Below are 24,826 nucleotides of genomic sequence, written 5' to 3' on the forward strand. Positions count from 1 at the left end.
GTAGCCGGTAAGTCATCAACCTGTTACGGAAGTTCGCGGCACCCCAGGCGCGCTTCGATCCTGTCAGTACGACTTGGGGAGACCCAGGGACTGATGGGATACGTAGTTGAGGATCATCTCCCGGCTGACCGGGGCGATCCTGGCGACGCGGGCGGCGGTGACGAGCGCGGCGAGACCGTACTCGCGGGTGAGGCCGTTGCCGCCGAGGGTGTGGACGGCCTGGTCGACGGCTCTGACGCAGGCTTCGGCCGCCGCGTACTTGGCCATGTTCGCGGCCTCGCCTGCGGCGATGTCGTCGCCCGCGTCGTAGAGCGCGGCGGCCTTCTGCATCATCAGGCGGGCGAGTTCGAGCTCGATGTGCGCCTGGGCGAGGGGGTGGGCGATGGCCTGGTGCGCGCCGATGGGGGCCTTCCAGACCTGGCGGGTCCGCGCGTAGTCGACGGCGCGGGCGAGGGCGTAGCGGCCCATGCCGATGGCGAAGGCGGCGGTCATGATCCGCTCGGGGTTGAGCCCGGCGAAGAGCTGGAGCAGCCCGGCGTCCTCGTCACCGACGAGCGCGTCGGCGGGGAGGGCGACGTCGTCGAGCACGAGCTCGAACTGCTTCTCGTGGGCGTGCAGTTCCATGTCGATCTGGGAGCGTGTGAAGCCGGGGGTGTCTCGCGGGACGATGAACAGGCAGGGCTTGAGGCTGCCCGTACGCGCGTCCTCCGTGCGGCCGACGATGAGCGTCGCCTCGGCGATGTCGACGCCGGAGATGAAGACCTTGCGGCCGGTGAGGATCCAGCCCCCGTCGTCGGCGCGGCGGGCGGTGGTCGTGATGCGGTGGGAGTTGGAGCCGGCGTCGGGCTCGGTGATGCCGAAGGCCATGGTGACACTGCCGTCGGCGAGACCGGGGAGCCAGCGGCGCTTCTGCTCGTCCGTGCCGAAGCGGGCGATGACGGTGCCGCAGATGGCGGGTGAGACGACCATCATGAGCAGCGGGCAGCCGGCCGCGCCGAGCTCCTCCAGAACGAGGGAGAGCTCGGCCATGCCGCCGCCTCCGCCGCCGTACGCCTCGGGCAGGTTGACGCCGAGATAGCCCAGCTTGGCGGCCTCGGCCCACAGCTCCTCCCGGTCGTGGCCGCGGCCGTGGCGCTGCCCGAGGGCGGAGACGGCGGCGCGCAGGGCGGTGTGTTCTTCGCTCTCGAAGTTCATGGGGTGTGCTCCTCCGGTACGGCGGCGGCCGGTGCCGCCGCGGCTTGTACGACGGCGAGAAGGGCACCGACCTCGACCTGGTGGCCGGGGGCGGCGTGGAGCGCGGTGAGCGTGCCGGGGGCGGGAGCGCAGATGCGGTGCTCCATCTTCATCGCCTCCAGCCAGACGAGCGGCTGTCCTGCGGTGACGGCGGCGCCGGGGGCGAGGCCCTCGGCGACGCGTACGACGGTGCCGGGCATGGGCGCGAGCAGTGAACCGGGCTCGTGCCGGTCGGCGGGGTCGGGGAAGCGGGGCAGCGCGGTCAGGGCGGTGTTGCCGACGTACACCCGGTCGCCGTACACGGCGACGTCGAACTTGCGCTGCACGCCGTCGACTTCGAGGACGACGAGATCCGCGCGGGCGTGCACGACCACGACGCCTTCGGCGGCGAGGCCGTCCCGGGTGTGGCGGTAGCGGACCTCGTGCTCGGCGCCGTCGGCGTCGGTGCGGTAGCGCTTGGTCTGCGGCTGCGAGTGCAGATTGCGCCAGCCGCCGAAGCGGGAGCGCCCGTGGGCGTCGGCGAGCGCGGCGACCAGTGGCGCGTACGGCTCCGGGGCCGCGCCCGTCAGCTCCGGCAGGTGGCGGGCGTAGAAGCCGGTGTCCATGCGGGCGGCGGCGAACTCGGGGTGGCGCAGGGACCGTACGAGCAGCTCACGGTTGGTGGCCGGGCCGTGGACGCGGGCCCGCTCAAGGGCGCCGGCCAGCTTGCGCAGCGCCTCGGCGCGGGTGGGTGCCCAGGCGACCGCCTTGGCCAGCATCGGGTCGTAGTGGACGCCGATCGTGTCGCCGTCGCCGTATCCGGTGTCCAGGCGCAGGCCGGGTGCCTCGGGCACCGACAGCCGGTGCAGGGTGCCGGTCTGCGGGGCCCAGTCGCGGGACGGGTCCTCTGCGTAGAGGCGGGCCTCGACCGCGTGGCCGGCCGGGGAGGGGGGTTCGCCGTCCAGGGCCTCCCCCTCCGCGAGCCGGATCTGGAGGGCGACCAGGTCGAGGCCGAAGACGGCCTCGGTGACGGGGTGTTCGACCTGGAGGCGGGTGTTCATCTCCAGGAAGTGGGCCCTGCCGTCGGCGACCAGGAACTCCACCGTGCCCGCGCCGCGGTACCGCGTCGCGCGGGCCGCGCGCACCGCCAGGTCGCGCAGGGTGCCGGCGAGCTCGGGGCCGAGGCCGGGCGCCGGGGACTCCTCGATGACCTTCTGGTGGCGGCGCTGGAGGGAGCAGTCGCGGGTGCCGAGCGTCCAGACGGTCCCGTGCGCGTCGGCGAGGATCTGCACCTCCACATGGCGCCCGCCCTCCACGTACGGCTCGACGAAGACCTCCCCGTCGCCGAAGGCGCTCAGCGCCTCGGCCCGCGCGGCCGCCAACGCACCGTCCAGCCCGGCGAGTTCGCGTACGACGCGCATGCCGCGCCCGCCGCCGCCCGCCGCCGCCTTGACCAGGACCGGGAGGTCGTCGGCGTCGATGCCGTCCACGGCGAGGGGCGCGATGCCCATGAGCTCCTTGGCCCGGGTCTTGGATGCCATCGCCTCGATGGCCTCCGGCGGCGGCCCGATCCAGACGAGCCCCGCACCGGCGACCGCGCGCGCGAAGTCCGCGTTCTCGGAGAGGAATCCGTAGCCGGGGTGCACGGCGTCCGCCCCCGCCGCGAGCGCCGCCTTCACGATCAGGTCGCCGCGCAGGTACGTGTCCGCGGGCGCGGCCCCGGGCAGGCGTACGGCCGTGTCCGCCTCGCGTACGTGCAGCGCGCCCGCGTCGGCGTCCGAGTGCACCGCGACCGTCGCGATGCCCAGGTCACGGCAGGTGCGGAAGATCCGGCAGGCGATCTCGCCCCGGTTGGCGACCAGCACGGACTGGATCATCATGGGGTCCCTCACATCCTGAAGACGCCGAAGCCGCCGCGGGCGCCTTCGACCGGGGCCGTGTGGATGGCGGACAGGCACAGCCCGAGGACGGTGCGCGTGTCCCGCGGGTCGATGACGCCGTCGTCGTAGAGCCGCCCGGACAGGAACATCGGCAGCGACTCCGTCTCGATCTGCTGCTCCACCATCGCGCGCAGGCCGGCGTCGGCCTTGTCGTCGTAGGGCTGTCCCTTCGCCGCGGCCGAGGCGCGGGCGACGATCGACAGGACGCCGGCGAGCTGCTGCGGGCCCATCACGGCCGACTTGGCGCTGGGCCAGGCGAAGAGGAAGCGCGGGTCGTAGGCCCGTCCGCACATGCCGTAGTGCCCGGCGCCGTAGGACGCGCCCATGAGGACGGACAGATGCGGGACCTTGGAGTTCGCCACCGCGTTGATCATCATCGCGCCGTGCTTGATGATGCCGCCCTGCTCGTACTCCTTGCCGACCATGTAGCCGGTGGTGTTGTGGAGGAAGAGGAGCGGGATCGCACGCTGGTTGGCGAGCTGGATGAACTGGGCGGCCTTCTGCGACTCCGCGGAGAAGAGGACGCCCTGGGCGTTGGCCAGGACGCCGAGGGGCCGGCCGTGCAGCCGCGCCCAGCCGGTGACCAGGCTCGTCCCGTACAGGGGCTTGAACTCGTCGAAGTCCGAGCCGTCGACGATCCGGGCGATGACCTCGCGCGGGTCGAAGGGTGTCTTGAGGTCCTCGGGAACGATGCCGAGGAGCTCCTCCTCGGCGTACTTCGGCCCGGTCGCGGGGACGAGCGGATCCGGGTGCGCCTTGCGGTGGTTGAGCCGGGCGACGATCCGGCGGGCGTGGCGGATCGCGTCGGGCTCGTCGGCGGCGTAGTGGTCGGCGAGCCCGGACGTACGGGCGTGCATCTCGGCGCCGCCGAGCGACTCGTCGTCGCTCTCCTCGCCGGTCGCCATCCTGACGAGCGGCGGTCCGCCGAGGAAAACCTTCGACCGCTCCTTGATCATGACGGTGTGGTCGGACATGCCGGGCACGTACGCACCGCCGGCCGTCGAATTGCCGAAGACGACGGCGACGGTGGGGATCCCGGCCGCGGAGAGCCGGGTCAGATCGCGGAAGAGCGCCCCGCCCGGGATGAAGATCTCCTTCTGGGACGGCAGATCCGCGCCGCCGGACTCGACGAGGCTGATGACGGGGAGGCGGTTGGCGAACGCGATCTCGTTGGCCCGCAGCGCCTTCTTCAGGGTCCAGGGGTTGCTCGCTCCACCGCGTACGGTCGGGTCGTTCGCGGTGATCAGGCACTCGACGCCCTCGACAACGCCGATGCCGGTGACGATCGACGCGCCCACGGGGTAGTCGCTCCCCCAGGCCGCGAGCGGCGACAGCTCAAGGAACGGCGTGTCGGGATCGAGGAGCAGCTCGATCCGCTCGCGGGCGAGGAGTTTGCCGCGCTTGCGGTGCCGGGCGGTGTACTTCTCTCCGCCGCCCGCGAGCGCCTTGGCGTGCTCGGCGTGGAGGGCGTCGAGCTTGGCGAGCATGGCGGTGCGGCGGGCGGCGTAGTCGCCGGACGCGGTGTCGAGCGTGCTGGCGATGACGGTCATGGGGTCACCTCTTCCTTGAAGCCCGAAGGAACCGGGTGCCGGGCGGGGAGAAGGCCGGCGGGAGCCTTCACAGCAGCCCTTCCGGCACATCCACGTGGCGTGCCCGCAGCCACTCCCCCACCCCCTTCCCCTGCGCGTCGAAGCGCGCCTGCGCCGCCACGCCCTCCCCCAGCAGCCCCTGGACCACGAAGTTCAGCGCCCGCAGGTTGGGCAGGACGTGCCGTACGACGCCCAGTTCCGCGGTCTCGGGCAGGAGTTCGCGGAAGCGGTCCACGGTCAGCTCGTGTGCGAGCCACCGCCACGCCTCCTCCGTCCGCACCCATACGCCGACGTTCACGTCCCCGCCCTTGTCGCCGCTGCGGGCGCCCGCGACCAGGCCGAGCGGTGCGCGCCGCACCGGCCCGCCCGACGGGTACGGCTCGGGCAGGGCCGGCTCGGGGACCGGCTCCAGCGGCCGGGTGGCCACCGCCGCAGGGACGGTGGTCCGTGATCCGTCCGGCAGTACGGCGATGTGCTGCACCGACGCCGCGTCGACGTACGCCGCCTCGAAGACCCCGTACGGCGCGCCCTTCCCGGGCGGCGCCGTGACATGGAAGCCGGGGTAGCTGCCGAGCGCGAGCTCGATCGCCGCGCCGCTGACGACCCGGCCCACGGCCTGCGCGTCCGGGTCCCGCACGACCAGGCGCAGCAGCGCGCTCGCCGTCTCCTGCGTGCCGGCGTCCGGCCGGTCGGTGCGGGCGAGCTCCCAGCGGACGTCCTGGGGGCGGGACTCGGCCCGTACGAAGGCGTCCTCCACCTGTCCCCGTACCAGCTGCGCCTTCGCCTCCACGTCGAGCCCGGTCAGCACGAACACGACCTCGTTGCGCCAGCCGCCCAGCCTGCTGAGCCCGGTCTTGAGCGTGGGGGGCGGGGCCTCGCCGCGCACGGCCGGGATGCGGACGCGGTCCGGCCCGTCCTGCGCCGGCCGCACGGAGTCGAGGCGGGCGGTGGTGTCGGGGCCGGCGTAGCGGGCGCCGGCCGTCTCGTAGAGCAGTTGTGCGGTGACCGTGCCGACGTCGACGAACCCGCCGGTGCCGTCGTGCTTGGTGATGACGGACGAGCCGTCGGCGTGCAGCTCGGCGACCGGGAAGCCGGGGCGCCGAAGGCGGGCCGTGTCGTGCCCGGGACCGGTGGAGAAGGCGTAGTTCCCGCCCGTGGCCTGTGTGCCGCACTCCAGCACGTGCCCGGCGATCATCGCGCCCGCGAGCTTGTCGTACTCCTGCGGCCGCCAGCCGAAGTGCCACTGCGCGGGGCCGGTGACGAGGGCCGCGTCCGTGACCCGGCCGGTGACGACGACGTCCGCTCCGGCGTGCAGGCAGGCCGCGATCCCGCCGCCGCCGAGGTAGGCGTTGGCGGCGAGCGCGCCCGGGAAGCGGGCGGTGAGGTCGTCGCCCTCGACGTGTGCGACCCGTACGGGCACGCCGGCCCGGTCGGCGAGCGTGCGTACGGCGTCGGCCAGCCCGGCGGGGTTGAGCCCGCCCGCGTTGGCGACGATCCGCACCCCGCGCTCGTGCGCGAGCCCGAGGCACTCCTCCAGCTGCCGCAGGAACGTCTTGGCGTAGCCGAGGCGCGGGTCCTTCGCCCGGTCGCGGCCGAGGATGAGCATGGTCAGCTCGGCGAGGTAGTCACCGGTGAGGACGTCCAGCGGGCCGCCGGTGAGCATCTCGCGCATCGCGTCGAAGCGGTCGCCGTAGAAGCCGGAGGCGTTGCCGATGCGCAGGGGCCGCACGCGTCACGCCCCCTTGGGCGGGCGGCCCGCACCCGCCGGTCCCGCGAAGGACTGCGCGATGTCCAGCCACCGGTCGGCTTCCGCGCCCTCGGCCCGCACGGCGAGGTCGTCGCGGTGCGCGCGCTGGGTGACCAGCAGGCAGAAGTCCAGTGCGGGCCCGGTGATCCTCTGGGCGGCGTCCTCGGGCCCGTACGTCCAGCTCTCCCCGGCAGGCCCGGTGAGCTCCACCCGGAACTCCTCCTTCGGCGCCTCGATGCCGCGCACGAAGTAGGCGTAGTCGCGGGCGCGCACCCCGATGTGGGCGATGTGCCGCAGCCGTGCGGTCGGTTCGCGTACGGCGCCGAGCGCGTCGGCCACGTCCTGGCCGTGCGCCCAGGTCTCCATGAGCCGTGCGGTGGCCATCGACGTGGCGCCCATCGGCGGCCCGTACCAGGGGAACCGGGCTCCGGCGGGCGCGGTGCGCAGGGCGTCCTGGAGCCGGTCGCGGCCGACGCGCCAGCGGGCGAGCAGCTCGCGGGGCGGCTGCTCCGCGCCGGCGTCGGCGGCCCGGTCGACGAAGGAGCCGGGCGCGGCGAGGGCCCGCTCCGTCTCCTTCGCGAACGCCGCGGCGTCGGTGACGGCGAGCAGCGCGACCTCGTCGGTCCAGGCGAGGTGGGCGATCTGGTGGGCGACGGTCCAGCCGAGCGCGGGCGTCGCGACCGCCCACCGCCCGGCGTTCAACCCGGCGACGAGGCCGTCGAGTTCCTCGCTCTCCGCACGCAAGTCGTCGAGTACGACGGCGGGGTCGGACACGGTGCGCTCCCCTCGGGACACGGCGTGGTGTCCCGGAGCATGGCAGTGCGCACAGAAACAAGCAAGCGTGCTTGCTTTGCTTTCCCGCTCTACTTTCCCGATACTCCCGCCGCCTGGGTCCTCACGGCACCCATGCTGGCCGCGACGACGAGCGCGATCGCGGCCGCGTCGGCGGCGGAGAGCGCCTGGTGCAGGATGAGGAATCCCGCCGTGGCCGCTATCGCGGGCTCCAGACTCATCAGGACCGCGAAGGTCGGGGCCGGCAGCCGGCGCAGGGCGAGCAGCTCCAGCGTGTACGGCAGGACGGACGACATCAGCGCGACCGCGAGGCCGAGTCCGATCGTGGACGGCACGAGCAGCTTGTCCCCCGCCTCGACGATGCCGAACGGCAGGCTGAGCAGCGCGCCGACCGCCATGGCGAGGGCGAGCCCGTCGGCCTGCGGGAAGCGGCGCCCGGTGCGGGCGCTGAAGACGATGTACGTGGCCCACATCGCGCCCGCGCCGAGCGCGAAGGCGGCGCCCACGGGGTCGAGCCGGTCGAAGCCGCCGCCGCTCAGCAGCACGACGCCGCCGAGCGCGAGTCCGGCCCACAGCACATTGATCAGCCGCCGCGACACGATGACGGAGAGCGCGAGCGGTCCGAGCACCTCCAGGGTGACGGCGGCGCCCAGCGGGATACGGTCCGCGGCCTGGTAGAAGAGCATGTTCATACCGCTCATGGCGGCGCCGAAGGCGAGGACGGTGCCCCAGTCGGCGCGCGAGTGGCCGCGCAGCCGCGGCCGGCAGACCAGCAGCAGCACGAGGGCGGCGAGCACGAGCCGCAGTGTGACGACACCGAGCGCGCCCGCGCGGGGCATCAGCAGCACCGCGACAGCGGCGCCGAACTGCACCGAGAGTCCGCCCGCGACGACGAGCGCGACGGGCCCGAGCGGGTGCCCCCCGCGCCGTGCGCGCCCACCGCCGTCGGGTGCGCCCACCGCGTCGGGCAGCGCGCCTGCGGCTTCGGGCAGGGCGACGACGGAGGCGGCCGCCTGCTCGGCGCCGGCACTCGCGTGCGCACTCGCACCACGGGACCCGCTCACGGTTTCCACCCTCAGCCTCTCGTCCACCCGATTAAACTTCGAGTCCAAAATACTGGACCCGTTGCACCTCGGTCCACTCGGGCCCACACCTCGGCCCACGCCTCGGTCGCCCTTGCTCCCCAGTTCACGCTACGGCCGGTGCGCGCCCACGGTGCCGGTCCACCTCCCTTGGCGCTGGACGGCGCCGCACCCGGCGGCGGGGGCGCCGGCCGTGCCGGCGCGCGAGCCGAGCGAGCGGGGCCGAGCGAGCAGGGCCGACCCCGTCCGCGACCCGTACGCACGAGCAAAGCGCAGGAGACCGGCGGTCGTCCGCCGGTCTCCTGTGTGCTGCGGGTGGTGCGACTGCTCCGCGGATCAGCGAATCAGTCGTCGTAGTGGTCGTCGACATCGGCGACGGCCACCACGGGCCGGGCGTCCGCCGCCGGGTGCGTCCTCGCGTCGACGACGAGGTCGTGCTCGCGGCCCGCGGCGTCGCGGACCTCGACGTCCCAGCGGTAGCGGCCGTCGTCCTCGCTGAAGTCGATGGAGGTGACCTTGCCGGGTACCGCCTTGAGCGCGGCCGCCGCGGCCTGCCCGGCGGTGGTCTTGGCGCTGCGCAGGGCCCCGCGGTCGCCGTTGTCGCCGTCCCGGTCGAGGGCGACGTGGCGGACCGTGCCGTCGGGGCGGACGACGATGTCGTACCAGCGGTTGTCCTTGCCGAGGACGTCGACCTCCCAGCCGCGGGAGTGGTCGGCGCGGTCGACGGAGTCCACGACGCCGGGAACCTTCTTCAGCGCGGCCGCCGCGGCCTCGGCGGCGGTGACACCATTCGGCGCGGCCACGGGGGCGGGGGCCGCGGAGGCGTAGCCGATCCCGCCGACGAGGGCGGCGGCGGCGACGGTCCCGATGACGAAAGTGCGCTTCATGGTGTTTCTCCCTTGTGCTGTCGTACGGGTGGTTTCGACGGGATTCACTGTGCGGGAGCGAACCTGAAGGCATCCTGAAGATTCCCTTTTGAGATAATTCGTTCATGCGCCTGCTGATCGTGGAGGATGAGAAGCGGCTCGCCCAGTCCCTGGCCGCGGGACTGACCGCCGAGGGCTACGACGTGGACGTGGTGCACGACGGCCTGGACGGCCTGGGCAAGGCGGCCGCCGGCGGCTACGACCTGATCGTCCTCGACGTCATGCTCCCCGGCATGGACGGCTTCCGGGTGTGCCGCACCCTGCGCGGCGCAGGCGACGACGTACCGATCCTGATGCTCACGGCCATGGACGGGGAGTACGACGAGGCCGAGGGCCTGGACACCGGCGCCGACGACTACCTCACCAAACCGTTCTCGTACGTCGTGCTCAACGCCCGGATCAAGGCGCTGCTGCGCCGGCACGGCCGCACCGAGCCCCCGTCCGTCCTCACCGTCGGCGGCCTGACGGTGGACACCGCGGCCCGACGGGTCCACCGGGACGGCACCGAAGTCGTGCTCACGGCCAGGGAGTTCGCCGTACTGGAGGATCTGGCGCAGCAGCCCGGCACGGCCCTCAGCAAGCGCGACATCCTCGACCACATCTGGGACAGCGCCTACGACGGCGATCCCAACATCGTCGAGGTCTACATCAGTGCCCTGCGCCGCAAGCTCGGCGCGGCGTACATCCAGACCGTACGCGGCACCGGATACCGGCTGGTCGAACCGAGGCGCGAACCATGAAGCACGAAACATGAAGCGCAAACTGGCCTCCGTACGGGCCAGGACCACCATCGCCGCCACCGCCGTCGTCACCGCGGCGCTGGTCGCGGCCGGGATCGCCGTACTGCTGGTGCTGCGCTCGAACCTCACCGGCGAGGCCGACCGCCTCGCCGACGAGGCCGCACGCCAGGTCGCCGTCCAGATCGCGGCAGGGGCCCCGTACGGCGAACTGCGCCTGCCGGACGGCGAGGACAACCCGGTGCAGGTCGTGGACCGGGACGGCCGGCTGCTCGCGGCGACCCCCGGTCTGACGCGGATCAGCGGTACGGGCGTCCCCGGCGTCACCCCCGTGCCGCCTCCGCCGTCGGACAGGGACGACGACAGCGATGCCGACGACCCGCGCGCCGGCCAGGTCGGCAAGGACGTGTGGCACGGCGCGGGCAGCGCCACGGTCGACGGCGAGACGCACCCGTACCGCTTCGCCAGGATCGAGGCCACCGACCCGCGCGACGAGACCGTCCTCGTCTACGCGGGCGCACCCCTCGACGCGGGCGAGGACGCGCTGCACGCCGCGGGCGCCGCCATGCTCACCGGACTTCCGGTCCTGCTCGCCGTGGTCGCGGGGTCCACCTGGCGGGTCACCCGCCGCGCCCTGCGCCCCGTCGAGGCGATCCGCGCCGAAATGGCCGCGATCACCGCCTCCCAGGACCTGAGCAGACGCGTCCCCCAGCCCGACTCCCACGACGAGGTCGCACGGCTCGCCCGGACGACCAACGACACACTGGCCGCGCTGGAACAGTCCGTCCTGCGCCAGCGGCGCTTCGTGGCCGACGCCTCGCACGAACTGCGCAGCCCCATCGCCTCCCTGCGCACCCAGCTCGAGGTCGGCGCCGCCCACCCGCACCTCCTCGACATCGAGGGGGCGGTCGCGGACACCGTCCGGCTGCAGCAGCTCGCCGCCGATCTGCTGCTCCTGGCCCGGCTGGAGGCGGGCGAGCGGCTCCGCGTCACCCCCGTCGACCTCAGCGCCCTGGTCCGTACGGAACTCTCACGGCGCACGGGCGACCGCCACCCCGTCCACGCCCACATCGAGGACGGCGTCGAGGTGCTCGGCTCCCGCGGACACCTGGCACGGGTGGTCGGCAACCTCGTCGACAACGCACAGCGCCACACCCGCACGGCGGTGACGGTCTCGGTACGCGGGAACGGCACCCGGGCCGTCGTCGAGGTGGCCGACGACGGCGACGGCGTACCGGAGTCCGAGCGCGAGCGGATCTTCCAGCCCTTCGTACGCCTCGACGAGGCCCGCAGCCGCGACGACGGCGGCGCCGGCCTGGGCCTCGCCCTCGCCCGCGACATCGCCGTCCGCCACGGCGGCACCGTGACGGTCCACACCGCCGACCCGAACGGCGCGCTCTTCGCACTGCGGCTGCCTGCGCCTGCGCAGGGTCCTGGCGAACGCCCTGCCTAGGCCCGCACGGCCCCCAGCAGCGCCGGCAGCCGGCGCATGTCGTCGAACACCACCGTGCCCGGCCCCTCCAGCCGGCCCGCCGGAGTCAGCCCGCCGCAGTACCCGAAGGCCCGCATCCCGGCGGCACGGGCGGCCTGCACACCGTACGCACTGTCCTCGACCACGGCACACCGGTCCGGGTCCACCCCCATGGAGCGGGCGGCGTGCAGGAAGAGATCCGGGGCGGGCTTGCCCCGGGACACGTCGGCGGCGCTGAAGACGCGGCCCTCGAAGCGCTCGGTCAGCGCGGTGAGTTGCAGGCTGTTCCGGATGGCGTCGTGATCGCCGTTCGAGGCCACGCAGAACGGCGCGGTGAGGGCGTCCAGCGCCTCCGCGACGCCGTCGACGGCGGTCAGTCCGGCGGCCAGGGCCTCCTCGTACAGATGCTCGTACTGCCGCTGCCAGCCCTTCTCGAGGCGCCGCCCGAGGCGTTCCTCGACGGCCGCCGTATAGACCTCGGTCGACGACCCCACGAAGAGCTCCACGATCTCGGCCTCGGTGAAGCCGCACCCGAGCTCGCCGGTGATCACGGCGTCGACCTTGACGCATATCCGCTCGCTGTCGACGAGGACGCCGTCGCAGTCGAAGATGACCAGTTCCACAGGGGGCGATGTCATGAGCGGCAGCTTACGGACCGCCCCGCGGTTCACCCCGCGGTTCGATCCGGCGTGAACTCGTAGCGCAGTTCATAGAGATGCCCCGCCTTCACCATCACGGTGGCCTCGATCGGGCGATCGCCGTCGCTGCGGACGACCCGAAGCGTGCGCAGCACAGGCAGGTTCCCTGGAAGGACGAGGGCCACGCACTGATCCTGGGTGGGCACGCGCGCCGATACGTGATCCACACTCACGCGCGGCGGAAACCCGAGCTCGGCCAGCAGCGCGGGCGTTCCGCCTTGAATCTTGCGGCGCTGCGCGATGGGGGTGCCGTGGGCGATGTCCGTCGGGTAGTACGACGCGACCAGCTCGGCCGGCTCGTCATCGAGGGTGAGGAGCTGACGCCGCAGCAAGGCGGTTGCCCCCTCTGGGAGACCCAGGGCTGCCGACACGTCGGCAGGCGGGACCACCTCGGCCACTTCCAGCAGTGTGCTGCGCGCCCGTACGCCGTTCCGCCCTTCCTCCGTGAGCCATCGGTACGGCTCCCCCGCGTGCGCGGGTGCCATGTACGCGGCCGGGCGCATGGTCCGCTGCCGATGCTCGCGCACGGTGACAGCCGCCCCCGCGCGCCCGACGACCAGCCGTTCGTCCTTGAGCAACTGGAGTGCCTTCTGCACAGTGGCGCTGGACGCGTCGAAGCGCCCCTTGAGCTGTGCGGTCGAGGGAAGGCTGGCACCCGGCGCCAGGTCGCCGCACATGATCTCGTCCCGCAGATCGGCGGCGATCCGTTCATGCAGGGGGCGGCGGTCGAACGCGCCGGTGTCGGTGCGGGGCACGGTCATCCGATCCTGATCTCGTAGCGGAGGCGCTGGCGATGGGCGGGCATGGTCATGAGATCCAACTGGATCGGACGGTCCTCGGCGTCCAGGGTGAGCCGGCTCAGCCGGAGTACGGGCTCGTCCGGGTCGATGCGGAGGGTTTCGCACTCTCCGGCGCTGGGTGCCCGGGCCGTCACGTCCTCCCGTACGCGTACTCCGACATGACCCAGTTCGGCGAGCAACGTGACCGCTCCACCGCGGATCTTGGCCGTACCGGCCAGCCGGGTGCCACGGGCGATTCGCACGGGATAGAACGTGTCAGTCAACTCGCATGGCTCGCCATCGAGTTCGATCACACGGCGACGCACGACCACCAGCTCACCCCCGGACACCCCGAGCAGTTCCGCCACGGCCGGCGGAGCGGGCACTTCCCCGGCATGGGTGATGCGCTGGGTCCCCTTGCGCCCCTGGGCAGCAGCCTCGTCGCTCCAGGCATCGCCCCGCCCCTGCGGGCGCGGCGTGAGGTAGGGCAGCGAGGTGCTGACCCAGTCGCTGCTGCTCATGGTGTCCTCCAAAACGGCCCGCGAACTTCCGTCTGTGCGCTGCTTCGTACCGTAGGCGACTCACTCTAAGTCCCCACTCCTGGCCCAACCTTGCCACCTTTCGCGAATAGCAGTACGGTCCTCGCATTCGATCAACCTGCTCACTCAAGGCGGTGCTTCACTGTGCCCCTCTCACAGCAACGACGATTCCCGAGATCCGCCCGATCCGTAGGCGAGGCCCGCACCTTCGCCCTCGACGTCCTTGCTCAATGGGGACTCACAGACCGGTCCGACGACGTACGGCTCTGCGTGTCCGAACTCGCCACGAACGCTTTGGTGCACGGTGTCCCGCCTGGACGCGAGTTCTGCGTCGGACTTTCGATCGACGGCCCGGTGCTCCGCGTCGGCGTACGGGACAGCGGAGGCGGCAGACCCGAGGCACGCGACCCCGGCGCCGATGCATGCACCGGACGCGGATTACGCCTGGTGACGCAGCTGGCCGACGATTTCGGCGTGACAGAGCATGTCGTCGGCAAGACCGTCTGGCTGGACTTCAAGGTCGCACCGTCTCGGAACGAGGAGCCCTGACCGCCGCACCACGGTGACGTGGGCCGCGTCCGTACCGCGTGAACTCCTCGTCAACCACGGCCCCGAAGAGATGGAACGCGTGCCCGAGATCATCAACTTGGACGAGTTCGGCCGGCTCTTCGAGACGTTCGAGCACTCGGCCTGGCACCTGGAGACCCGGCGCGGGCACGCCTCGGACCAGGGGGACGCTGCATACGCGGAGTTCCTGGCGACCGGCACGACCCATGCGACCTCGACAGCGAGTGGTGCGTGAAGATCCGCCAGGTCCTGCTGGCCGAGGGACAGCGGCCAGCAGGACAGCCAGAACTGGAGGCGACCGGTCCAGGGCCATCCACGCGTCGGAGGAGGCCGTGATCCCCACGATGCTCCAGACCGCCGCTGATCGCGCAGGGGGTGTCCAAGGCGGAGATCGCGGTACGGCTCGTCGTGGCGGAACAGACGGTGAAGCCCACGTGAGCCGCGTCCTAGTCGAGCCGGGCCCGTGCGGACGGCTTCGCCCACGAGGCGGGGCGGGTGCGCCCGGCCCGGTACTGACCGTGCGCCGGGCCCGCGCTTCTGCGCGGGCCCGGCGCACGGTCGGCGGTCGGGCGGTCGGGCGTCAACGGGCGGGCGGTCCGGCCGTCAGGAGGAGGCGCGGGCCCGGCGGCGGTGGACGGAGTACGCGACCAGGGCGCCGCCGGTCAGGAGTACCGCGGCGGCGATGCCGACGGTGCCGGGGCCGACCTCGCCGCCGGTGACGGCGAGGTCCTCGTCACCGGAGCCGCCGGCGCCGTGGGCCGAGGGGCCGGGAGCGGGCTCGGAGGCCGTGGGCTCCGGCTTGGGCTGCTCGGGGACCTGGGTCGGGGTGGGCTTCGGTGACTCGGCCGGCGGGATCGAGGGGGTCGCCGGAGCCGACAGGGCGGGCGCCTCGGCGGCCATGGGCAGGCAGCCGGTGAAGCCCATCTGGTGGGTCTCCGCGCCGGGGACGGAGACGAGCTCCCTGGCGACGACGGAGCCGTTGACGTGGCCGGGGCCGATCTCGCCGGCCGGGCCCTTGCGGCCGAGCTCGACGGTGGCGTTGGGCGCGAGGATCGTGCCGGGCCAGGAGGTGTAGTTCTTCACGACGGACGCGGCCTGCGGGAAGTTCCACAGCAGCTTGGTGCGCGCGTCCTTGAAGGCCGGGCTACCGGCGGCGTAGTCGTCCTGGACGAAGCTGCCCGCCTGGGTGTCCCAGAGGTTCACTCCGTACGTGGGCGCGGAGTTCATGTCGTACGACGTGCCGAGCACGTTGACGAGCGTGGAGGAGCCGGCGGGCACCTTGATGTTGATCTCGGCGGCCTGCTGGAGATCGGCGGCGTTGACGGCGAAGACGTTCAGCGTGCCGTCCTCGCCGGTCAGCAGCAGCGAGCGGGAGCCCTCGGGGCGGCCGACGGTGCCGTTGGGCGCGGTGGCGCCCCAGCCCGCGGACAGTGCGCGCAGCGTGGCGAACTCCTTGCCGAAGTCCACCGGCGAGGCGCCCTGCGTGTGCTTGCCGTCGACGGCGAAGCTGCCGCCAGCGGCGGAGGAGCCGTCGAGCTTGCCGTAGACGCCGGAGCCCTGGCCGATGACGACCTGGTTGGCGTGGAGGGTGCCGCCGACGACGAGGCTGTGGGAGCCGGGGAGCCGCGTCAGGTCGTCCCCGGTGAGCTTGCCGCCGACGGAGAAGCCCTGGCCGGTGGCCGCGTCGCCGAAGCGCGCGTCGCCACCGACGGCGACGGCGCCCTCGGAGTCGGAGTAGCGCGTCGAGTCCTGTTCGACGAACTCGGCGTAGTTCCCGGCCACTCCGAGGGGACCGGTCTGGCAGGGGGACGTCGCGGAGGCGGCGGGGGCCCAGGCGACGGCGAGTGAGCCGGTCACCGCGAGGACGGCGGCGACAGCAGGCGTGCGCATACGGAACTCCAGGTCAGGGAGACGCGACGGAGGTGTGGTCAAGCGCCGGAAGGGGCTTCCGGGGAGGGGTGGACCAGACCATTCCGAACTCCCCAGTGGAGCGTCAATTGCCGCCCAAGGGAACGGAATTGGACAGAACGAAGCGATCCACCTCACACACGGGGGCCGGAGTGGCGTAGATCACTCCCTGATTGGATAACGCTTTCACCACGAGCGTCGTGTGGGGTGGCTGACGGGCCGTCAGCCCTGCTCGGAGTCACGGAACTTGAGACGGCGTCTCGGCGATCAGGGCGTAGCGCTCATCGGCCACCGGGCCGCCCCACAGGCGCGGATCGCCGCTGAGCGGTTCGATCCGCAGGGCGGCGACGAGCGGCCGCACGGCATCGGCGAGATCGTCCGCGCGGATCCCACCGTTCCACGGCAGCGACTCCGCGACGCCGGGGGCGTACGGCCCGTCGGCGCCCTGATCCTTCTCCTTCTCCTTCCGGACGTCGCCCCAGCGCCCCTCGACCAGGACCAGACGGCCGCCTGGCCGCAGCCGGGCCACCCACTCACGCAGCGCCGCCTCGGGATCGGGCAGCGTCCAGACCAGATGCCGCGAGAGCACGGCATCGAACTCCTGCGGCCCGGTCGGCGGCACCGCCGCGTCACCCACGACGAAACGCGCCGCGAGACCGGCCGAGCCGACCTTCCCCCGGGCCCGCTCCACCATGCGGGGCGCCAGGTCGACGCCGGTGACCCGGTGCCCCGCCCGTGCCAGCAGCAAGGACAGCGACCCGGTGCCGCACCCCAGGTCGAGCACATCTGCCGGCTCGGCCGGCATCCAGGAGCGCAGACGCTCCTCCCACGCGACGCGCGTCTCTTCCGCGCGCAGCCCGTGGTCCGGCTCCTCGTCGAAGCCCGCCGCGGCGGCGTCCCAGTAGGCGGTGATCGATGGTGTGGTGTCAGTCATGCCGCCGATCGTCCCAGCGGGCACTGACACTCCGGCAGAAGGCTTCCGGGATCTCAGTCGCGGGGGAAGTCGGCGGTGGCGAGAGTGAGGCCGAGGGGGGTGTCGGTGAGGTCGACGTCCCGGCCGAAGGCGACGGTCGTCTCGACGAGGTACTCGCCGCCCTTGGGTTGGGTGTAGAGATGGCACTTTCGCTGGTAGGGGTCGGCGATCAGGTAGACCGGAACCTCGGCGGTGGCGTAGGCGGTCTTCTTCGGCCCGTAGTCGTTGGCCCCAGTGCTCTTGGAGATCACTTCTGCGGCGAACTCGACGTCCCGGCAGTGCCAGAGCCCCTTTGCGGTCTGCTCGGCACCCTCGGCGATCAGCGTGACATCGGTCGCGAATCCGTTGAGATGACCGGGGTAGTCGATCCGTACGTCGGACTTGATCCGCTTCCGGGGGTACTTGACGCGGAGCTGCTCGACGATGCCGAGGATGATCTCCCAGTGTGTGTCCCGCTGCGGCGACATGTAGACGGCCCCCTCGACGATCTCGACCTTGTATCCCTCGGGGACGGGCATCCGCTCAAGCGACTCGAACAGGTCGTCCAGGGTCGTCTCGTCGTTCTCGTCGGCCATGGCCATCTCGATCCTGTCGGTCTCCACGACGGTCATCTGGCGCTCCTCCCCGGCCGTCACGTCGTCCCGTGCAGCCGCGCAGTACAACGATACGTACGGCGGCAACGACACGCCCGCGTCCGACACCGTGCCCGTCAGCCACTCAGTCACCCAGCCCTTCCGCCAGCACCTCCGCCAGGTGCCGCCCCCGCCGCCCCGTCAGCTGCTCCAGCTGTGTGCGGCAGGAGAAGCCGTCCGCGAGGAGCAGGACGTCCTCGCCCGCCGCCCGTACCGACGGCAGCAGTTGGTCCTCGGCACAGGCCACCGAGACGTCGTAGTGGCCGCGTTCGAAGCCGAAGTTGCCCGCCAGTCCGCAGCAGCCGCCGCTCAGGTCGCCCGTCAGACCGGCACGGGCGCGCAGACGGCGTTCGGCCGCGTCGCCGAGGACCGCGTGCTGGTGGCAGTGGGTCTGGCCGGCGACCCGGCGGTCCAGGCGGGGCGGGGTCCAGGTGGGGGCGTACTCCTCCAGGGCCCGGGCGAAGGTCCGGACGGAGTCGGCGAGGCGGTGGGCGCGGGGGTCGTCGCCGAGGAGTTCGGGGAGGTCGGTGGTGAGCGTCGCCGCGCAGCTCGGTTCGAGGACGACGACCGGGGCTCCGCGGTCCAGGACGGGGGCCATGGTGTCCAGGGTGCGGCGCATGACCGTGCGGGCGCGGTCGAGCTGGCCCGTCGAGACGTACGTCAGTCCGCAGCAGACCCGGCCCGGCGGCAGCGAGACGCCGAGGCCGGCAGCGCCGAGGACCGTCACCGCCGCGCGCCCGGCCGACGGGGAGAGGTGCTCGGTGAAGGTGTCCGGCCACAGGACGAGATCGCTCCCCGGCGTGGCGTTGCGGCGCCACCAGGAGGTGAAGCTCCGCGCCGCCAGAGCCGGAAGGTCGCGTTCCGGCGCGATGCCCGCCGCCCGTTTCGCCAGCGCGGCCAGCGGTCGCACCCGAGCCGCCGCGTTCAGCACCCGGGCGGCCGGCGCCGCCGCCCGCAGCCACACCGGCAGCCTGCCCATCGCGTAGTGCGCGGCCGGCCGCACCCGCCCCGCGTAGTGGTGGTGCAGGAACTCCGCCTTGTACGTGGCCATGTCGACGCCCACCGGGCAGTCGCTCCGGCACCCCTTGCAGGACAGGCACAGGTCGAGCGCATCGCGTACCTCCCGCGAGCGCCAGCCGTCCGTCACCACCTCGCCCGCGAGCATCTCGTGCAGCAGCCGCGCGCGTCCGCGCGTGGAGTGCTGCTCCTCGCCGGTCGCCCGGTACGAGGGGCACATCACCCCCGGGCCCTGACTCGGCCCGTCCACCCGGCACTTGGCGACCCCGACACACCGCCGCACCGCCCCCGCGAAGTCCCCGCGGTCGTCCGGGTAACCGAAGGCCGTGTCCACCACCCCGGCCCGCGGCAGGACGGTGAAACGCAGGTTCTCGTCGAGGCGTGCGGGACGCGCCAGCATGCCCGGGTTGAGGCCGCCCGCCGGGTCCCACACGTCCTTGAACCGGCCGAAGAGCCCGACCAGTTCGTCCCCGTACATCCGCGGCAGCAGCTCCGCCCGCGCCTGCCCGTCCCCGTGCTCGCCGGACAGCGAGCCGCCGTGCGCGACCACCAGCGCGGCGACCGCCTCGGAGAAGGAGCGGAAGCGCCGTACGCCCTCCTCGCCCAGCAGGTCGAAGTCGATACGGACGTGGATGCAGCCGTCCCCGAAGTGCCCGTACGGCGTCCCGCGCAGCCCGTGCTCCGTCAGCAGCGCCCGGAAGTCCCGCAGATACGCGCCGAGCCGGGCCGGCGGCACCGCGCAGTCCTCCCACCCCGGCCATGCCTCGCTGCCGTCGGGCATCCGGGTCGCGGTGCCCGCGGCGTCCTCGCGCACCCGCCACAGCGCCCGCTGCCCGGCCGGGTCGGTCACCACTGTCCCGTCCAGCGCGTCCGCGGCGCGCACGATCTCCTCGGCGCGCGCCCGCGCCTCGCCCGCCGTCCCCCCGCCCGTCTCCACGAAGAGCCAGGCTCCGCCCTTCGGCAGTCCGCCCGCGTCCCGCACCAGGTCCTGTGCCATGCCCTCGACGGTCAGCGGCCGGTGGGGAAGCAGCCCGGCGGCCGCCTCCGCGGCCGCGCTCTCGTCCGCGTACCCCAGGACGGCCAGGGCCCGCGCGGGCGGCGACTCGACCAGCCCCACGGTCGCCTCCGTCAGGACCGCCAGAGTGCCCTCGCCGCCGCAGAACGCGCGGGCGAGGTCCACGCCGCGCTCGGGCAGCAGTGCGTCCAGCGCGTAGCCGGAGATACGGCGGGGAAGTCCGGCGGGGAAACCGGTGCGCAGCAGCGCGAGGTTGCCGTCGACCAGTTCGCGCAGCCCGGCCGGGGCGCCGTTGCCCCAGCCCTGCCCGAGCCGCAGCTCCGCGCCCCCGTACGTCACCACCGACAGCTCGCGCACGTTGTCCGCGGTCGTGCCCCAGGCCACCGAGTGCGCCCCGCACGCGTTGTTGCCGATCATCCCGCCGAGGGTGCAGCGGCTGTGCGTGGACGGGTCGGGGCCGAAGGTCAGCCCGTGCCTCCCCGCCGCGTCGCGCAGCCGGTCGAGCACCGCGCCCGGCTGGACGACGGCCGTGCGCGCCTGCGGATCGACGGAGACGACGGCCCCCATGTGGCGGGTGAAGTCCAGTACGACCCCGGTGCCGGTCGCCTGTCCGGCGATCGAGGTCCCCGCGCCGCGCGGCACCACCGGGACGCCGTGGGCGCGGCAGACGGCGAGCGCCGCGGCGACGTCCGCCGCGTCGCGCGGGGCGACGACACCGTCCGGCACCCGGCGGTAGTTGGAGGCGTCCATCGTCATCAGCGCCCGGGCGCCGGGCCCGAAGTCCACGTCCCCGCGGACCTCCTTCCTCAAGTCGCCTTCGAGCCTCGCCTGATGCTCCGTGCGTTGCTTCGTGCGTTGCCTCGTGCGTTGCTCCGTGCGTTGCTTGGTGCGATCGGCCATGGCCTCAGCGTGCCCCCACACTCGATCGGGTGGTACCTCCACCGCGCCGGGCGCGTCCCACCCAGTGATCGCTTGTCTCATTCGCCGGACATCGCCCTCGCTGACCTGGCGGAACCGACTAGGCTCCGGCTCGTGGCCGATATCCAGATTCCCGCTGACATCAAGCCCGCAGACGGCCGTTTCGGCTCGGGCCCCTCCAAGGTGCGGACGGAGGCGCTGGACGCCCTGGCCGCCACCGGTACGTCCCTGCTCGGCACCTCCCACCGCCAGGCCCCGGTCAAGAACCTGGTCGGCGAGGTGCGCGAGGGCGTGCACGCGCTGTTCTCGCTCCCCGAGGGATACGAGGTGGTCCTCGGCAACGGCGGCTCCACCGCCTTCTGGGACGTCGCGACGCACGGGCTCATCGAGAACAAGTCGCAGCACCTCTCCTTCGGTGAGTTCTCGTCGAAGTTCGCGAAGGCGTCGAAGCTGGCCCCCTGGCTGGCCGAGCCGACCGTGATCTCCTCCGACCCGGGCACGCACCCGGCTCCCCGCGCCGAGGCGGGCGTCGACGTCTACGCCCTCACGCACAACGAGACCTCGACCGGTGTCGCCGCCCCGGTCGAGCGGGTCGACGGCGCCGACGAGGGCGCGCTGGTCCTGGTCGACGCGACCTCCGGCGCGGGCGGTCTGCCGGTCGACATCGCCGAGACCGACGTCTACTACTTCGCGCCGCAGAAGTCCTTCGCCGCGGACGGCGGCCTGTGGATCGCCGTGTTCTCGCCCGCCGCGCTGGAGCGTGCGGAGCGCGTCCACGCCTCCGGGCGGCACGTACCGGAGTTCTTCAGCCTCCCGACGGCGATCGACAACTCCCGCAAGAACCAGACGTACAACACCCCCGCGCTGGCGACCCTCTTCCTCCTCAACGAGCAGCTGAAGTGGATCAACGGCCAGGGCGGCCTCGACTGGGCCGTCCGCCGCACGGCCGCCTCCGCACGGGCGCTGTACGGCTGGGCGGAGGAGTCGAAGTACGCGACCCCGTTCGTCGCGGACCCGGCCAAGCGTTCGCAGGTGGTCGGCACGATCGACTTCTCGGACGACATCGACGCGGCGGCGGTCGCGAAGGTGCTGCGCGCCAACGGGATCGTCGACACGGATCCGTACCGCAAGCTGGGCCGCAACCAGCTGCGGATCGCGATGTTCCCGGCGGTCGACCCGGCGGACGTGCAGGCGCTGACGGCCTGCGTCGACCACGTCATCGAGAAGCTGTAAGCGGACACCGCTGTATGACGGGAGGGCCCGGCGGCCGTGTGCCGCCGGGCCCTCCCGTCGTGTGGCCCTCCCGTCGTGTGGCCCTCCCGTCGTGCTGCCGGCCGTCGTGCTGTCCGCCGTCCGCAGCGCCTGTTGTGCCCTTCGCGTGAAGACGGCGTGAAGCCGTCGTGCAGGACGGCCGATATCCGCGCTGTCGGACACCCCGCCGCATCCCTACGATCGACAGCGATCCGACGCACATTGACATGTTCACGCCTCAACCTCAATGAATCCCGGCGTGTGCATGGGATCGGCTGGACCCCCCACGGTTCACCCGCAAGGCCAACCGACCACCCCTTCGATCGGAGTACGCATCATGTCTGGTGCCTTACGCGCCGGTGCCGCCACCACGGCGGCCGTCGCCTCCCTGCTCGTCGCCGGTACCCCCGGCACCGCATCCGCGGGCATCGTCGCCCCGCCCGACAAGATCGTCATCGAGGTAGCCACGGTGAACGGCTCGGGCTGCAAGCAGGGGACCGCGGCGGTGGCCGTCTCCCCGGACAACACCGCGTTCACGGTCACGTACAGCGACTACCTGGCCCAGGTGGGCGGGGACTCGGCGCCCACCGACTTCCGCAAGAACTGCCAGCTCAATCTGATCGTCCACGTCCCGCAGGGCTTCACCTACGCCGTCGCCAGCGCGGACTACCGCGGCTACGCCAGCCTCCAGCAGGGCGCCACCGCCGTCCAGAAGGCCTCGTACTACTTCCAGGGCTCGCCCGACACGGCCGCCAGGAACCACCCCTTCAACGGGCCTTACAACAACAACTGGCAGGCCACCGACGAGACCGAGTGGGGGCAGCTCGTGTGGGCCCCCTGCGGGGTGAAGCGGAACTTCAACATCAATACCGAACTGCGCGTCAACGCCGGCACCTCCGGCCCGTCGCAGACCAGCTTCATCACGATGGACTCGACGGACGGCGAGATCAACACCGTCTACCGGCTGGCGTGGAAGGAGTGCCCGGAGAGCTGAGCCGGCACGCCGTACGCATGCCACGGACGTACGGCTCCGGGTCGGGCCCCGCGCAGGCTGCCGCGTGGGGCCCGTACCCCCCAGAACCACCTCCAGGGCCGCACCACAAGGACGGCACCCCAGAGCCGCACTCCAGGGGCGCACTCCAGGGCCGTACTCCAGGGGCCGCCCGCCGCTCACCCCTGACGGCCGCCGCGCCCCCTGCGCCGGGACCGGACCGCCAGCGCCAGCACCGCGACGGCGATGACCGCGCCCGCCGGGCCGGCGAGACCGCCGCCGACCCCGCTCCCGCTCTCCGGCGCCGAGGCCCCTCCGCTGCCGCCGCCGCTCGCCGACGCCGCGGGCGAGTCGCCGTCCGGCGACTCCCGCTCGTCCCCGCCGAGATTCCTGCGCACGACCTCGCTCTGCGCACCCTCCGTGCCGAACATCAGCGCCTTGCCGTCGGGCGTGTACGTCACCGACTCGGACTGGCCCTGCAGCGGGGCGCTGATCTGCTGGTCGTCGCCGAGGCGGCCGCCCTTCCACGCGTAGCCGCGGGCGCTGAAGTAGGAGCGCAGCACCAGCTCCTTGCCGTCCGGCGAGAACGCCCCGTCCGTCACCCACGGCACCTCGTCGATCCGCCGGAAGGTGTTCGTGCCCCCCGTCACCAGCCGGGCCGGCCCCTCGTACAGACCGCCCCCGTCCTCGTTCTTGCTGGCGATGTACACCCGCCCGGTCTTCGGATGGACCATCATCGCCTCGGCGTTGCGGGGCCCGTCCTCGTACTTCACGACGTACTGCGTCGCGCGCACCGTGACGTCCTTCAGCGACCGCGGCTCGGGGAACCGGTAGATCCACACGTGGTTCCAGGAGTCGGCGTTGTCCCCAATGTCGCCGACGTACACATAGCCATCGGGCCCTATGGAGATGGCCTCCATGTCGCGGGGCGTTCCCACGCCCCGCAGGGTGACGGTCGCGACGGTCTTCCCCGTCCGCGAGTCGACGGCGAACACCCGCGGCTCGTCCTGGTCGTTGTGCGTCCAGTAGACACCCGGGTGGGCGCGGCTCGCGGCGAGCCCGCTGGACTCGGTGATCCTCGGGTCCTCGATCGTGAAACCGTCACCGCCGTCGGCGGCGACCGCGGCCGCGGCGGGCACGGCCGGCATGGCGGGCACGGCGGCGCCGAGCACCAAGGCAGCGGCAAGCAAGGTCGTACGCAACGAACGCATGCCCCAAGTGTCCATCGTCACGTCACCGGCCGGGGCCGCGCCCGCCGGGGGTCGGCCATCATTACCCCCATGCGTTTCCTGTTCGTCGGTGACTCCATGACAATCGGCCGCGCCGGCGACTACACCTGGCGCTACCGGATGTGGCAGCACCTCAACCGCTCCTTCGGCGGGCCGTACAAGATCGTCGGCCCGCGTACCGAGCTGTACGACACCGGCGCCGACGCCGCCGTCTCCACCGCCTACGCCGATCCGGACTTCCCCGCCCACGCCCGCCGGCACCTGGCCGGCTGGGGCGAGGGCTGGCTGCACATGGCCCCGCTGATAGAGGAGGCGGTGGCCGCGGCCAAGGCGGACGTGCTGCTCGTCTCGCTGGGCCTGATCGATCTCGGCTTCTACACGAACAGCAGTCAGACCGCCCGCAACACCCGCGAGTTCATCGCCGCGGCCCGCACCGCGAACCCGCACGTCCGGGCGGTGCTGCTGCCCGTCATCCGCAACGTACGGGCACTGTCCGACGCGCCCTTCGCGGCCGAGTGCGAACGCTTCAACGAACTCCTCGCCAAGGCGGTCGCCGACCTCGACTCCCCCTCGTCGCCGCTGCTGCTGGCGTCGCCGCCGGAGTCGTACGACATCCACACGGACACCTACGACGGCACACACCCGGGCCCGTCCGGCGAGCACAAGCTGGCCGCGGCCTTCGCCGACGCGATGCACCAGGCGTGGGACCTGGGCGGACCCTACGAGCCCGCCTTGCGCTGAGCAGGATTTTCCGGGGATGCGAAGCACGCGGGGTGAGGTGACCCTGGAGAAGCGGGGGGCTCACCTCGAAGG

The 24,826-nt window shown here is 72.7% G+C and carries 21 protein-coding genes and 1 pseudogene; 7 read left to right on the forward strand and 15 right to left on the reverse strand.

Going from position 1 to position 24,826, the window contains the following annotated elements:
- Positions 1 to 63 precede the first annotated feature (63 nt).
- The 7 genes from KK483_RS15160 to KK483_RS15190 form a co-directional block, all read right to left on the reverse strand.
- Positions 64 to 1,194 carry an acyl-CoA dehydrogenase family protein gene (locus KK483_RS15160; RefSeq protein ID WP_262005763.1) on the reverse strand — a complete coding sequence of 377 codons (1,131 nt, stop codon included), beginning with the start codon at positions 1,192 to 1,194 and terminating at the stop codon, positions 64 to 66.
- Positions 1,191 to 3,089, reverse strand: coding sequence for a biotin carboxylase N-terminal domain-containing protein (locus KK483_RS15165; RefSeq protein ID WP_262009510.1), 1,899 nt, complete (start codon positions 3,087 to 3,089; stop codon positions 1,191 to 1,193). Before KK483_RS15165 ends, KK483_RS15160 begins: the two co-directional genes overlap by 4 nt.
- Before the next feature lie 11 nt (positions 3,090 to 3,100).
- Positions 3,101 to 4,702 carry an acyl-CoA carboxylase subunit beta gene (locus KK483_RS15170; protein ID WP_262005764.1) on the reverse strand — a complete coding sequence of 534 codons (1,602 nt, stop codon included), beginning with the start codon at positions 4,700 to 4,702 and terminating at the stop codon, positions 3,101 to 3,103.
- A gap of 67 nt (positions 4,703 to 4,769) precedes the next feature.
- On the reverse strand, positions 4,770 to 6,413 hold the full coding sequence (locus KK483_RS15175) for an acyclic terpene utilization AtuA family protein (RefSeq protein WP_262009512.1): 1,644 nt from the start codon (positions 6,411 to 6,413) through the stop codon (positions 4,770 to 4,772).
- Positions 6,414 to 6,473: 60 nt separating this feature from the next.
- Complete coding sequence (locus KK483_RS15180; protein WP_262005765.1) at positions 6,474 to 7,262, reverse strand: TIGR03084 family metal-binding protein; 789 nt, start codon at positions 7,260 to 7,262, stop codon at positions 6,474 to 6,476.
- 89 nt (positions 7,263 to 7,351) lie between these two features.
- Positions 7,352 to 8,272: a DMT family transporter gene (locus tag KK483_RS15185; RefSeq protein WP_399016070.1), complete on the reverse strand. Its 921-nt coding sequence runs from the start codon at positions 8,270 to 8,272 to the stop codon at positions 7,352 to 7,354.
- 434 nt (positions 8,273 to 8,706) lie between these two features.
- A complete protein-coding gene (locus tag KK483_RS15190) occupies positions 8,707 to 9,249 on the reverse strand; it encodes a PepSY domain-containing protein (protein WP_262005767.1) in 543 nt (180 codons plus the stop codon).
- 104 nt (positions 9,250 to 9,353) lie between these two features.
- Here KK483_RS15190 and KK483_RS15195 point away from each other — a divergent pair, with 104 nt between their 5' ends.
- Both KK483_RS15195 and KK483_RS15200 read left to right on the forward strand, forming a co-directional pair.
- Positions 9,354 to 10,028, forward strand: coding sequence for a response regulator transcription factor (locus tag KK483_RS15195; RefSeq protein ID WP_262005768.1), 675 nt, complete (start codon positions 9,354 to 9,356; stop codon positions 10,026 to 10,028).
- 10 nt (positions 10,029 to 10,038) lie between these two features.
- On the forward strand, positions 10,039 to 11,478 hold the full coding sequence (locus KK483_RS15200; RefSeq protein WP_262005769.1) for a HAMP domain-containing sensor histidine kinase: 1,440 nt from the start codon (positions 10,039 to 10,041) through the stop codon (positions 11,476 to 11,478).
- On the opposite strand, the gene KK483_RS15205 is transcribed toward KK483_RS15200, so the two are convergent.
- Genes KK483_RS15205 through KK483_RS15215 form a run of 3 tightly spaced genes read right to left on the reverse strand, consistent with a single transcriptional unit; the run spans position 11,475 to position 13,494 of the window.
- A complete protein-coding gene (locus KK483_RS15205; RefSeq protein WP_262005770.1) occupies positions 11,475 to 12,134 on the reverse strand; it encodes an HAD family phosphatase in 660 nt (219 codons plus the stop codon). The two genes, KK483_RS15200 and KK483_RS15205, sit on opposite strands and share 4 nt — an antisense overlap.
- A 29-nt stretch (positions 12,135 to 12,163) precedes the next feature.
- On the reverse strand, positions 12,164 to 12,955 hold the full coding sequence (locus KK483_RS15210; RefSeq protein ID WP_262005771.1) for a GntR family transcriptional regulator: 792 nt from the start codon (positions 12,953 to 12,955) through the stop codon (positions 12,164 to 12,166).
- Positions 12,952 to 13,494 carry a GntR family transcriptional regulator gene (locus KK483_RS15215; RefSeq protein WP_262005772.1) on the reverse strand — a complete coding sequence of 181 codons (543 nt, stop codon included), beginning with the start codon at positions 13,492 to 13,494 and terminating at the stop codon, positions 12,952 to 12,954. The genes KK483_RS15210 and KK483_RS15215 overlap by 4 nt, the downstream gene beginning before the upstream one ends.
- A 162-nt stretch (positions 13,495 to 13,656) precedes the next feature.
- Here KK483_RS15215 and KK483_RS15220 point away from each other — a divergent pair, with 162 nt between their 5' ends.
- Both KK483_RS15220 and KK483_RS15225 read left to right on the forward strand, forming a co-directional pair.
- Entirely contained in the window at positions 13,657 to 14,061 is a 405-nt protein-coding gene (locus KK483_RS15220) for an ATP-binding protein (RefSeq protein ID WP_262005773.1), read from the forward strand.
- A 22-nt stretch (positions 14,062 to 14,083) separates the two neighbouring features.
- Positions 14,084 to 14,325, forward strand: a pseudogene (locus tag KK483_RS15225) (DUF6879 family protein); the annotation flags it as partial.
- A gap of 357 nt (positions 14,326 to 14,682) precedes the next feature.
- Here KK483_RS15225 and KK483_RS15230 read toward each other — a convergent pair.
- The 4 genes from KK483_RS15230 to KK483_RS15245 all read right to left on the reverse strand — a co-directional run bounded on the left by KK483_RS15230 (position 14,683) and on the right by KK483_RS15245 (position 20,380).
- Positions 14,683 to 15,969, reverse strand: a complete 1,287-nt coding sequence (locus KK483_RS15230) for a choice-of-anchor A family protein (protein WP_262005774.1) — start codon at positions 15,967 to 15,969, stop codon at positions 14,683 to 14,685.
- A gap of 256 nt (positions 15,970 to 16,225) precedes the next feature.
- Positions 16,226 to 16,921: a class I SAM-dependent methyltransferase gene (locus KK483_RS15235; protein WP_262005775.1), complete on the reverse strand. Its 696-nt coding sequence runs from the start codon at positions 16,919 to 16,921 to the stop codon at positions 16,226 to 16,228.
- A 53-nt stretch (positions 16,922 to 16,974) separates the two neighbouring features.
- Positions 16,975 to 17,571 (reverse strand): Uma2 family endonuclease, encoded by a 597-nt coding sequence (locus KK483_RS15240; protein ID WP_262009514.1) that lies wholly within the window; start codon positions 17,569 to 17,571, stop codon positions 16,975 to 16,977.
- Positions 17,572 to 17,677: 106 nt separating this feature from the next.
- Entirely contained in the window at positions 17,678 to 20,380 is a 2,703-nt protein-coding gene (locus KK483_RS15245; RefSeq protein ID WP_262009516.1) for an FAD-binding and (Fe-S)-binding domain-containing protein, read from the reverse strand.
- A 276-nt stretch (positions 20,381 to 20,656) separates the two neighbouring features.
- Here KK483_RS15245 and serC point away from each other — a divergent pair, with 276 nt between their 5' ends.
- Together serC and KK483_RS15255 are read left to right on the forward strand one after the other, a co-directional pair.
- Complete coding sequence (gene serC, locus KK483_RS15250) at positions 20,657 to 21,775, forward strand: phosphoserine transaminase (protein ID WP_262005776.1); 1,119 nt, start codon at positions 20,657 to 20,659, stop codon at positions 21,773 to 21,775.
- A gap of 355 nt (positions 21,776 to 22,130) precedes the next feature.
- Positions 22,131 to 22,787, forward strand: a complete 657-nt coding sequence (locus KK483_RS15255) for a DUF4360 domain-containing protein (RefSeq protein WP_262005777.1) — start codon at positions 22,131 to 22,133, stop codon at positions 22,785 to 22,787.
- A gap of 176 nt (positions 22,788 to 22,963) precedes the next feature.
- Here the strand turns inward: KK483_RS15255 and KK483_RS15260 are convergent, their stop codons facing one another.
- Positions 22,964 to 23,995 (reverse strand): esterase-like activity of phytase family protein, encoded by a 1,032-nt coding sequence (locus KK483_RS15260; RefSeq protein ID WP_262005778.1) that lies wholly within the window; start codon positions 23,993 to 23,995, stop codon positions 22,964 to 22,966.
- 69 nt (positions 23,996 to 24,064) lie between these two features.
- On the opposite strand from KK483_RS15260, the gene KK483_RS15265 reads away from it, so the two are divergent.
- Positions 24,065 to 24,754, forward strand: coding sequence for a GDSL-type esterase/lipase family protein (locus KK483_RS15265; RefSeq protein ID WP_262005779.1), 690 nt, complete (start codon positions 24,065 to 24,067; stop codon positions 24,752 to 24,754).
- The last annotated feature ends 72 nt before the right edge of the window (positions 24,755 to 24,826 follow it).

Origin of the sequence: Streptomyces sp. FIT100 (assembly GCF_024584805.1) — a bacterium.
GTDB lineage: Bacteria > Actinomycetota > Actinomycetes > Streptomycetales > Streptomycetaceae > Streptomyces.

Coding starts and splice junctions, on each gene's coding strand:
- KK483_RS15265 (WP_262005779.1), top strand. CDS start 24,065: ATGCGTTTCCTGTTCGTCGGTGACTCCATGACAATCGGCCGCGCCGGC.
- KK483_RS15240 (WP_262009514.1), bottom strand. CDS start 17,571: ATGACCGTCGTGGAGACCGACAGGATCGAGATGGCCATGGCCGACGAG.
- KK483_RS15255 (WP_262005777.1), top strand. CDS start 22,131: ATGTCTGGTGCCTTACGCGCCGGTGCCGCCACCACGGCGGCCGTCGCC.
- KK483_RS15210 (WP_262005771.1), bottom strand. CDS start 12,955: ATGACCGTGCCCCGCACCGACACCGGCGCGTTCGACCGCCGCCCCCTG.
- KK483_RS15235 (WP_262005775.1), bottom strand. CDS start 16,921: ATGACTGACACCACACCATCGATCACCGCCTACTGGGACGCCGCCGCG.
- KK483_RS15230 (WP_262005774.1), bottom strand. CDS start 15,969: ATGCGCACGCCTGCTGTCGCCGCCGTCCTCGCGGTGACCGGCTCACTC.
- KK483_RS15200 (WP_262005769.1), top strand. CDS start 10,039: ATGAAGCGCAAACTGGCCTCCGTACGGGCCAGGACCACCATCGCCGCC.
- KK483_RS15160 (WP_262005763.1), bottom strand. CDS start 1,194: ATGAACTTCGAGAGCGAAGAACACACCGCCCTGCGCGCCGCCGTCTCC.
- KK483_RS15215 (WP_262005772.1), bottom strand. CDS start 13,494: ATGAGCAGCAGCGACTGGGTCAGCACCTCGCTGCCCTACCTCACGCCG.
- KK483_RS15260 (WP_262005778.1), bottom strand. CDS start 23,995: ATGCGTTCGTTGCGTACGACCTTGCTTGCCGCTGCCTTGGTGCTCGGC.
- KK483_RS15165 (WP_262009510.1), bottom strand. CDS start 3,089: ATGATCCAGTCCGTGCTGGTCGCCAACCGGGGCGAGATCGCCTGCCGG.
- KK483_RS15175 (WP_262009512.1), bottom strand. CDS start 6,413: ATGCGCGAGATGCTCACCGGCGGCCCGCTGGACGTCCTCACCGGTGAC.
- KK483_RS15195 (WP_262005768.1), top strand. CDS start 9,354: ATGCGCCTGCTGATCGTGGAGGATGAGAAGCGGCTCGCCCAGTCCCTG.
- KK483_RS15205 (WP_262005770.1), bottom strand. CDS start 12,134: ATGACATCGCCCCCTGTGGAACTGGTCATCTTCGACTGCGACGGCGTC.
- KK483_RS15190 (WP_262005767.1), bottom strand. CDS start 9,249: ATGAAGCGCACTTTCGTCATCGGGACCGTCGCCGCCGCCGCCCTCGTC.
- KK483_RS15245 (WP_262009516.1), bottom strand. CDS start 20,380: ATGACGATGGACGCCTCCAACTACCGCCGGGTGCCGGACGGTGTCGTC.
- KK483_RS15170 (WP_262005764.1), bottom strand. CDS start 4,702: ATGACCGTCATCGCCAGCACGCTCGACACCGCGTCCGGCGACTACGCC.